7 protein-coding genes are annotated in these 10,093 nt (G+C 40.7%); all 7 read right to left on the minus strand.

Annotation, left to right across the window (positions count from 1 at the left end):
- Positions 1-96: 96 nt before the first annotated feature.
- The 7 genes from NYE63_RS16810 to NYE63_RS16840 all read right to left on the minus strand — a co-directional run bounded on the left by NYE63_RS16810 (position 97) and on the right by NYE63_RS16840 (position 10,013).
- Entirely contained in the window at positions 97-1,992 is a 1,896-nt protein-coding gene (locus NYE63_RS16810; RefSeq protein WP_342601970.1) for a fructose-specific PTS transporter subunit EIIC, read from the minus strand.
- Positions 1,993-1,996: 4 nt separating this feature from the next.
- Positions 1,997-2,917: a 1-phosphofructokinase gene (gene pfkB / locus NYE63_RS16815; protein WP_342601971.1), complete on the minus strand. Its 921-nt coding sequence runs from the start codon at positions 2,915-2,917 to the stop codon at positions 1,997-1,999.
- Positions 2,917-3,669 (minus strand): DeoR/GlpR family DNA-binding transcription regulator, encoded by a 753-nt coding sequence (locus tag NYE63_RS16820; RefSeq protein WP_342601972.1) that lies wholly within the window; start codon positions 3,667-3,669, stop codon positions 2,917-2,919. Before NYE63_RS16820 ends, pfkB begins: the two co-directional genes overlap by 1 nt.
- Before the next feature lie 229 nt (positions 3,670-3,898).
- Positions 3,899-5,170, minus strand: coding sequence for a 2-oxoglutarate dehydrogenase complex dihydrolipoyllysine-residue succinyltransferase (gene odhB, locus NYE63_RS16825; protein WP_342601973.1), 1,272 nt, complete (start codon positions 5,168-5,170; stop codon positions 3,899-3,901).
- 1 nt (position 5,171) lies between these two features.
- Positions 5,172-8,024, minus strand: coding sequence for a 2-oxoglutarate dehydrogenase E1 component (locus NYE63_RS16830; protein ID WP_342601974.1), 2,853 nt, complete (start codon positions 8,022-8,024; stop codon positions 5,172-5,174).
- Between the two features lie 376 nt (positions 8,025-8,400).
- On the minus strand, positions 8,401-9,171 hold the full coding sequence (locus NYE63_RS16835) for a class III extradiol ring-cleavage dioxygenase (RefSeq protein ID WP_342601975.1): 771 nt from the start codon (positions 9,169-9,171) through the stop codon (positions 8,401-8,403).
- Positions 9,172-9,245: 74 nt separating this feature from the next.
- Entirely contained in the window at positions 9,246-10,013 is a 768-nt protein-coding gene (locus NYE63_RS16840; RefSeq protein WP_342601976.1) for a polysaccharide deacetylase family protein, read from the minus strand.
- Positions 10,014-10,093: the final 80 nt, after the last annotated feature.

Consider the following 10,093-nt stretch of genomic DNA (forward strand, 5'->3'; position numbering starts at 1 on the left):
TAAAATCAAAAAAGGTTTCGGAATGAGACCATTCCGAAACCTTTTTGTCTACAAACTGAATACGGATCCAAGTAATGGAAACCGCATTCAGTTTTTTTATTTCTGTTTCTTTTTCCAGAACCCCAATATTAAAGCGGTAATGAGGGCTCCTATTAAAATCGCCAGCAAATAGCGGAAAGGATGATTGACTAGGGGGATGACAAATATTCCCCCATGTGGCGCTGGCAAAGTTACACTAAACGCCATTGACAGGGCTCCTGCCGTCGCTGCCCCAACAACACTGCTGACGATAACGCGCAATGGATCCGCCGCCGCAAAAGGAATGGCTCCCTCTGTAATGAACGAAGCTCCCATGAAGTAATTAGTGAATCCGGATTTCCTTTCCATTTCACTGAATTTACTTTTAAAGAATGTAGTTGCAAATGCGATACCTAGTGGGGGAACCATTCCACCAGCCATTACTGCAGCATGCGGTCCGAAACTTGATGCCTCAATGGCAGCAAGCCCAAAAGTGAAGGCTGCTTTATTTAAGGGGCCGCCCATATCCACGGCCATCATACCCCCAAGAATCAAGCCAAGGAATATTGCATTCGTACCGGATAAGCCCTGCAGCCAATTGGTCAGGCCCGTGTTAATTGCTGTTACTGGTTCATTTACGAGAAATATCATGATAAACCCTGTAATTAACATCCCGAATACAGGATAGAGTAAAACCGGTTTAATGCCATCGAGTGTTTGCGGTAACCTGGAAAATAATTTTCTTAAAAGTAAGACGACATAACCTGCAAGGAAACCGGCGATCAGTCCGCCAAGAAAACCGGCATTAGCCTGTGCTGCCAATAATCCCCCTACCATACCAGGAGCAAAACCTGGACGGTCGGCTATACTTGAAGCAATGAATCCTGCGAGTACAGGGACTAGCAAGAAGAAGGCACCATTTCCCCCGCCAATATCACTTAATGCTTTGGCAATGGGATTATAATCAGGATTTGCCGGATCGGCTGCCTCGATTCCAAAAAAGAAAGAAAGCGCAATCAAGATACCGCCCCCGACGACAAATGGAAGCATATTACTTACGCCATTCATTAAGTGCTTGTAAATCCCCAATCCTCCTTTTGCTGAATCACCTTCATCACTTTTATCATTTCCTGTTCCTTTGTAAACAGGGGCATCCTGATTCAAGGCTCTTGTTAACAGCTCCTCGGTCTTCCGGATCCCATGGGCAACAGGGACAATAATGACATGTTTTCCATTAAAACGATCCATTTCCACCTGTTTATCAGCTGCAACGATAATCGCATCTGCCTCATCAATTTCTGTGGCGGTTAAACCATTTTTGATTCCTGTGGAACCATTTGTTTCCACTTTGAAATCGATACCCATTTCCTTCGCTTTGGCCTTTAACGCATCAGCAGCCATATAAGTATGGGCTATTCCTGTTGGGCAGGCTGTAACGGCAAGGATTTTACCTTTACTGTTACCACTGGCACTGGAAGAGTTACTTGCTTGCTCCTCTTCTCCTACTTCTTCATCGGCTTCCATTTCTTTTTGATTGATTATCTCTAACACTTCCTCACCAGAAGAAGCAGAAATCAATCGGGCTCTGAATTTATCATCCATCAGTAATGAAGAAAGCCGGGAAAGGGTTTCCAAGTGATCTGCATTCGCTCCTTCACTTGCTGCAATCATAAAGAACAAATGAGCTGGCTGCCCATCAAGCGATTCATAATCCACACCACTGACCGATTTGCCGAAACAGATGGCAGGTATCCTTACTGCATTTGTTTTTGCGTGTGGTATGGCTATCCCTTCACCAATCCCTGTTGTGCTTTGCTCTTCACGTTTTAAGATGGCAGCTTTGAAACCCTCCAAATCGTTTAACCTGTCTGCCTCGGCTAACTTCCCTGATAGTTCATCAATGACCGCTTGCTTTGTAGCACTTTGCAGATTGATTATGATTGTATCCAATTTTAACAAGTCTGTAATTTTCATAGAGTCAGCCTCCTGTTAGTTGATTGATAGCAATTTGCGGTAATAACTCTTCAATTTTATCCAATGTACCGAGATCGGATGAAAAGGCTGTAGCACTTCCTGCTGCAAGACTGAAGCGGAAAGCTGATAGAATATCCCCTGTCTTTTCATATGTCCCGATGAAGCCTGCGACCATGGAATCACCGGCACCCACTGAGTTTATGACGTTCCCTTTTGGAACATTTGCGGAATATGACTCTCCATCGGAGCAAAGCACTGCCCCTTGTCCCGCCATTGAAACAATAACGTTTTGTGCTCCTGCTTCAATCAATTTAGCGCCATATTCTCTAGCATCATCAACCGTTTTGATTTCGGTAGAAAAAAGCTCACCCAGTTCATGGTGATTAGGCTTTATTAAAAATGGCTGGTGTGGAAGGACATTCATTAATCCCTTGCCACTCGTATCCACCACCACTTTAATGCCGTTATGGGAACAAGACCTTGCCATGGCTTCGTATACATCCGAAGGAACGCTTGAAGGGATGCTTCCTGACAAAATAAGGATATCATTATTATTCAACTGTTCAATCTGACTAAATAATTGTTGATAATTCCCTTTTGAAATGACTGGCCCTTGGCTATTTATTTCGGTCTCCATCCCTGTTTTCAATTTAATGTTTATTCTTGTATCTCCAGCTATCTCTGTAAAGTCCGTGAAAATCTCTTCCTGTCTTAAAAACCTTTTTACAAATTCACCTGTTTGTCCACCGATGAATCCTAAAGCTGTCGTACTATTTCCAAGCCTTTTAAGCACTCGGGAAACATTGATCCCTTTCCCTCCAGGGAATTTTGCATCATAACTGGTTCTATTCACCTTGCCCATTTGAAAACTCTCCACCTCGACCAGATAATCGATGGATGGGTTGAGTGTCACTGTATAAATCATTAAATGGTCACGACCTTTACCTTTGGATTTTTATAGAGTTGAGCAACAGCCTCTTTATCATTGCTGTCAGTAAGTATTATGGCATCGCTTACATCTGCCACCTTAGCGAAAGTAGCTTCATTAAGTTTTGAACTATCAGCAAGCACGTAGGTTTCGTTAGAGAGTCGTAATGCCATCTTCTTCAGTAGAGCTTCTTCCGGGTCGGGTGTTGTGAAACCCAGATCTTGATGAATGCCGTTCATTCCCAAGAAACATTTATCAAAACGGTATTCATTCAAAAACTGTACAGCATTACTTCCTATAACCGCATTTGTCGAGAATTTTATCGTTCCGCCAACTAACACTGTTTTGATCTCCAATTCGATGAGTTTCGGAATATGCATAAGACCATTTGTCAGCACCGTTATATTTTTACCCTTTAAATAAGGAATCATTTCCGCAGTTGTCGTGCCTGCATCAAGATATATACAATCATTTTTCTCTATGAATGACGCCGCAAGCTTTGCTATAAGTTGTTTTTCAGCTCTTGCTTTGTTTTGCTTTTCCATAGTTGTCGGTTCAAGGCCTTTTCTTTGAAGTAAAGAGGCCCCGCCATGCACGCGTTTCAAGAGCTTCATTTCTTCGAGTTGCACTAAATCTCTCCGAATGGTCGACTCCGAGGCTTGTAACTGATCTACAAGCTCCTGCAGCTTTACCGTTCCTTGTTCTTTAAGGATCGATAAGATGAACTGGTGCCTTTCAGTTGTCAACAATTCGTCCACCTCACTTTAATATCATCATCATATATGAAAACGAAGGAATAATCAATCACAAACGTTTAAAAATACTCAAATTCATTCAAAAATACCTTCAAAAACATTCAAATTGATTAAAAATAACCTTTCTTGAATCCCATTATCTCTTTTTCTATGAAAATATCCTTTCAGTTCTCCACACAAAAAACCCCCATGTCATGATGACAGGGGGGGTCGTATTACTTTATTAGCCTTGAAGTAAAAGTTGTTCTGGATCTTCCAGCATATCTTTGATAGCCACTAAGAAACCAACAGCTTCTTTTCCATCTACGATACGATGATCATAAGATAATGCAAGGTACATCATTGGTCTGTTTTCGATTTGATCTCCAACAGCGATTGGACGAGTCTTGATTGTATGCATGCCCAAGATCCCAACTTGAGGTGCATTCAAGATTGGTGTAGATAATAGGGAACCGAAAGTCCCTCCATTTGTGATGGTAAAAGTACCACCTGATAAATCTGAAAGTCCCAGTTTGTTGTTACGCGCTTTAACAGCTAAATCTGAAATGTTCTTCTCGATTTCAGCAAAGCTTTTGCGGTCAGCATCCCTTACTACCGGAACTACAAGACCTTCATCAGTGGATACTGCTACACCGATATCATAAAAGTTCTTTTTAAGGATATGGTCGCCTTGTATCTCAGCATTCAATAACGGATATTTTTTCAATGCGCCAATGACCGCTTTAGTGAAGAATGACATGAAACCAAGTTTAACATCATTAGTTTTCACGAAAGAATCTTTATGGCGGTTACGCAATTCCATGACTGCAGAAAGATCGACTTCGTTAAAAGTAGTAAGCATGGCTGCTTCGGATTGTACTTGAACTAGACGTTTGGCAATGGTTTGACGACGGCGTGTCATTTTAACCACTTCAATGCGGTCATCATTCACTTCAACAGGAGCGGCTGCTTTTTTAGCTGCAGGAGCTTGTTTTGGAGCTGCCGCTGGTGCTGCAGCAGGTGCATTACTTGCTGCTTCTACGTCTTGTACACGTACACGACCTAGTGGATCGGCTACAGGAACTTGAGTCAAGTCAATTCCTTTTTCACGAGCCAATTTCCGTGCAGCTGGTGAAGCAATAACTTGTTGAGTGGATGATGCTTCTTTCGCTTCTGCTTTAGGAGCCTCTTTAGCAGGAGCCGCTGGTTCAGCCTTAGCTGGTTCTGCTTTAGCTTCTTCAACCTTAGGAGCTTCCGCTTTTGGAGCTGCTGCTGCCGATCCATTTTCATCAACGATAGCGATAGCCTGTCCAACTTGGACAGTATCGCCTTCTTCCGCTAAATGTTCAGAAAGTGTACCCGTATAATCTGAAATGATTTCTACGTTCACTTTATCCGTTTCAAGTTCAAGGACATATTCTCCTTTTTCAACGTGATCACCGGGTTGTTTTAACCATTGCGCAATAGATCCTTCAGAAATTGATTCTGCTAATTCAGGTACTTTTACTTCAGCCATTTTATTTCTCCCCCTCATTATTGCGTGTAATTGCTTGAGACATAATCCGTTGTTGTTCATTTTTATGGACAAGTGGATCTCCCTCAGCCGGGCTTGATCTGCGCTTCCTTCCTATATATGTTACTGAAAGATTGCCAGGAGCCGCTGCATTTAGGCGAGGTTCAACAAATGTCCAAGCACCCATGTTTTTAGGTTCTTCTTGAGCCCAGAAGATTTCTTTAAGATTTGTATATTTTTTCAAAGCTTCTTGAACTCCAGTGAATGGGAATGGATAAATTTCTTCGATACTGATGATTTGTAACCAATCCGTATTTTTTTCAGTTGCCGCTTTTTCACGAAGTTCAACCGCCAATTTACCTGAAGCAAAAACAATGCGTTCAACCGATTTAGGTTTTTTACCCAAAGCTTTGGTTTCTACGAATGATTCAAAAGAGCCTTCACTGAATTCTTCTGCTGTAGAAGCCATCACTTGATTACGAAGCATACTCTTCGGTGTCATGATGACAAGCGGACGTACTTGCTCTTGATCCAAAATCTTAGCTTGTCTTCTAAGGATATGGAAGTATTGAGCTGCCGAACTTAAGTTGGCAACTGTCCAGTTGTTTTCAGCCGCTAATTGAAGGAAACGTTCAAGGCGTGCACTTGAGTGCTCTGGTCCTTGTCCTTCATAACCGTGTGGAAGCAGCATGACAAGACCTGATTTTTGGCCCCATTTTGCACGGCCTGCCGCGATGAATTGGTCAAAGATCACTTGTGCTGTATTAGCAAAGTCACCGAATTGGCCTTCCCATAATACAAGTGTCTCAGGTGCAAATACATTATAACCATATTCATAAGCCAGAACTGCCGTTTCAGTAAGCGGGCTGTTATGAACAGCGAATGATGCTTTGGCAGTTTCAAGTGTGTGAAGTGGTGAATATGTTTTTCCATTAACACTATCATGTAACATGATATTACGTTGTGCGAATGTTCCACGCTCTGAATCTTGTCCTGTCAAACGGATTGGAGTGCCGTCACTCAATATGGATGCAAATGCCAATGTCTCGGCATGAGCCCAATCAATTTTTCCGTCAGCACCAAAGGAATCCAAGCGACGTGATAAAATCTTTCCTAATTTTTTATTAGGAGTGAATCCTTCCGGCCAATTAACAAGTTCTTCGTTAATTGTAACAAGTTCTTGTTTCGAAACTGCCGTTTCAATGGTTGGAAGTCCTTTTTCAATAATCCCAGGAGGATTACACTCTTTAGAAGCTTCCGGTTTATTTCCGGAAATTTTCGCATATGCATCTGCAAGCCTTGTATCCACTTGCTCAGCAATCGCTTTAACTTCAGCTTCAGTGAACTCGCCAGATTGAATGAGTTTTTTCCCATAAAGCTCTTTAACGGTTGGGTGCTTATGAATTAATGCATACATTTCAGGTTGAGTCACCAATGGCTCATCCATTTCGTTATGGCCGAAACGTCTGTAACCGATCAGGTCGATCAAGAAATCCTTGTTGTATTTTTCACGATATAGGTTAGCAAGGTTCACAGCAGCCATACATGCTTCTGGATCATCTGCATTCACATGGACGATCGGCACTTCAAAGCCTTTTGCCAAATCACTAGCATATAAGGTTGAACGTGAATCTTCACTTTCCGTTGTAAAACCAATCATGTTATTGGCGATGATATGGATAGCGCCGCCAACTTGATATCCGCGTAAACGGCTTAAGTTAAACGTTTCAGGCACAATTCCTTCACCTGGGAATGCTGCATCACCATGAATCAGGATTGCAAGAGATTTGGAAATGTCTTGTACCGGGAATCCTTTTTCTGAACGGTCTTCTTGAGCCGCACGAGAATACCCTTCCACGATTGGTCCGACTACTTCCAAGTGACTTGGGTTATTGGCAAGTGTAATCCTTGCTTTTTGTATGTTAGCTTTAGTAATCTGTTTATCCAGACCTAAATGGTATTTAACATCACCGGTCCATCCATTGTTAATGCCTGTGGAACCTTCGGAAGGAACCAGATCTTTATTCGGTGAATGTTGGAATTCAGAGAAAATGACCTCATAAGGCTTTCCTAATACATGTGCAAGCACATTCAAACGTCCTCGGTGAGCCATGGCAATATTCACATTCCCCGTTCCGTTTTGAACAGTTTGTGAAATCATTTCATCTAAAATCGGAACCAAAGCATCTAGTCCTTCAATAGAGAAACGTTTTTGCCCTACATATGTGCGGTGAAGGAATTTCTCGAAACCTTCAACTTCATTCAATCGTTTAAGTAATAGTTCTTTTTTCTCTTTTGCCACTTCCGGGAACATGTTTCCGGATTCGACCATATCAGTAAGCCATTGCTTTTCATCCAAGTCATTAACATGGTGAAATTCAAAGGCTATCGTTTTTGTATAGAGTTGTTTTAGGTATTGTACGGCTTCGTATCCGTCTTTCACGTCTTCAGGTGATTCCGGACAAATAAAGTCAGCCGGTATTTTCCTTAAATCATCTGCAGTCAAGCCATATTTTTCAAAGTGAATTTGTTCAGTGTCTAGAGCTTCTTCTTTTAAAGGATAAATATTTGCAGCAAGATGTCCGTAAGCACGGATATTTTCAGCTAACTTTACTGCAGACATAATTTTCTTCATTGGAAGAACTTCTCCAGTTTGTACAGTTGGTGCACTTCCAATCGTTGTTTCTGCCGATACATCGAATGAAGGAGGACCTGATACTTCAAAAAAGTTTTTCAGTTCCGGATCTACTTCTTCCGGGTTGGCTAGAAATAGATCGTATTGCTCCATGACATACCCAAGGTTTGGACCTGAAAAAGTTTTCCATTGGTCGTATGCCTTAGCATCATTGATGGTCATTTTGTAAACCCCCAAATTTTTCTCATAATTTTTTTCATTTCGTTTTATCCATCCCCAAATTTCTTTCTTCTAAATTTTCCCCAATTATATGATATATATAAGATATATAATAAATAACTTTGGTCATTGAATAATAAAATTTTAAAGGATAAAACGTTTTCAGATGTTATATTAACATGTTTTTGTCGAAATATCCAAAGGTTAAACCACTTTATGCAACCTTTTTGAAACTATATTTCTGTTTAATTCGTCAAAATACGCTTTAAATAGACTTTTTTGCTCATTTAAGTCTTTTTTTCGCTAAAAAAAGATTTTTGTATTTTTGTATAATGATTATTTTTCAGGTAAATTTAACTAGTTTGAAAACCCTTTCAGTTCAATCAAACTTCCAAGCTGTTAAACTCAGATTGCCATATTGAAAGCTCCTGTGCAGGAGAGCTGCTTTTTTTTTGTCACCCCCTGACCCCATTGCGATGACCAATGGAATGAAATGCTCTTTGGAAGGCACAGCCTCTGTACTATAAGGGGCGATTTTTTCATAATTAAACAAGGATTTCAAATCCCATTGCATGATTTTCTCTTCGACCCAGTTCTCAAACTCGATTGCCCATCCTTCTGCAACATGCATATCCTCCTGAATTTGGGTAAAATTATGGACAATTCCACCGCTCCCGATGATCAGGACATTACTTTCCTTTAATTCTCTTAATGTTTTCCCGATTTCATACTGCTTGTCCAATGGCAGCGCAGGACTAATGGACATAGATACGGTCGGGATGTCAGCTTCGGGATACATAATATGCAAAAGCCCCCATGATCCATGATCCAGGGGGCGCCTTTCATCAAGTTCCCCCAATACCCCTATCCTGGACAATAAGGTTAAAATTCGATCGGACAGCTCAAGGCATCCCCTAGCTGGATAAGTTATTTGAAATATTTCTTCAGGATACCCTGCAAAATCATAAATGACTTCATGCTTCCCTACTGCTGAAATCATTTGTTCTTCACTTTCCCAATGTGCTGACAAAATAACGATGGCAGCAGGTTTCTTCATAGTTTGCATATAATCCTTCAAAAAAGAAGTGTAGCTATTCTTTTCCAAAGCTAATAGCGGTGTTCCATGTGATAAAAACAATGATGGCATCATAGAAACGATAAATCCTTTCGCATTGTAATCTCTTATCTTATACCTTAATTTACTATAGATAAACAATGTGTTCATCAATTAAATTGTATTTTTGGGGTTGTCTCATCAATAGTATCAAAGATATACCCTTCTTTTTCAAGGAATTCAATTATATCAGGCAATGCTTTCACTGTATTTTTCATACTATTGATATCATGCAATAAGATATTAACATGCTTTTGATTTTTCGTCCCTTTTTGTACAGCAGAAATGATTTTTTGTTCACTTATTGACGGACTGAAGCCATCTGTCGAGTCAATGGTCCAATCAATGTAAATATACCCTTTTTCTTTTAGTTGTTGAAGGATACCATTGATGATGGGTTTCGTAGCAGCCTGATGCCGCAGATGATTATTCGAGCCGCCAGGAAGTCGCACAATACGGCTTTTTATCCCATACTCCTTTTGCAGCATGGTTTCAAGCCTATTTAAATCTTGAAAGAAACTCTCAGTCGATCGATAAACGATGGAATAATCATGTGTATAAGAATGAAGGGCAATCGCATGTCCACGGGAAATCATTTCCTGATAACATTCCTTTGCGTATGGTTCTTCATTACCTTTAACGAAAAATGTTGCCTTAACATGATAGCGTTCCAAAATATCCAATATCTCCATGGTATTCAAAGATGGTCCGTCATCGAAAGTCAAATAAGCGATTTTCTGATTTTCCCTACTTTTAATGAGCGGTGTCATCTCTTCAGGAACCATTGCATGTACTTGAATGCTCTGCACATCCACACTAAACAAAATAATAATGAAAGAACCGGCCACGGAAAGAAATAATTTCAGCATATTCTTCATAGGTGTTGCATCCCCTTCCTTTTGACCATTAAGATGTACCAATTAAGGGGTTTCATGCGCAATAAGGCAGCGGTAAAAAA

It is taken from the genome of Peribacillus sp. FSL E2-0159 (assembly GCF_038643155.1).
GTDB classification, from domain to species: domain Bacteria; phylum Bacillota; class Bacilli; order Bacillales; family DSM-1321; genus Peribacillus; species Peribacillus simplex.

What these genes read in the sequence shown, in the direction of transcription:
- NYE63_RS16810 (WP_342601970.1), bottom strand. Translation starts at nt 1,992, where the DNA reads ATGAAAATTACAGACTTGTTAAAATTGGATACAATCATAATCAATCTG.
- pfkB (WP_342601971.1), bottom strand. Translation starts at nt 2,917, where the DNA reads ATGATTTATACAGTGACACTCAACCCATCCATCGATTATCTGGTCGAG.
- odhB (WP_342601973.1), bottom strand. Translation starts at nt 5,170, where the DNA reads ATGGCTGAAGTAAAAGTACCTGAATTAGCAGAATCAATTTCTGAAGGA.
- NYE63_RS16830 (WP_342601974.1), bottom strand. Translation starts at nt 8,024, where the DNA reads ATGACCATCAATGATGCTAAGGCATACGACCAATGGAAAACTTTTTCA.
- NYE63_RS16835 (WP_342601975.1), bottom strand. Translation starts at nt 9,171, where the DNA reads ATGATGCCATCATTGTTTTTATCACATGGAACACCGCTATTAGCTTTG.
- NYE63_RS16840 (WP_342601976.1), bottom strand. Translation starts at nt 10,013, where the DNA reads ATGAAGAATATGCTGAAATTATTTCTTTCCGTGGCCGGTTCTTTCATT.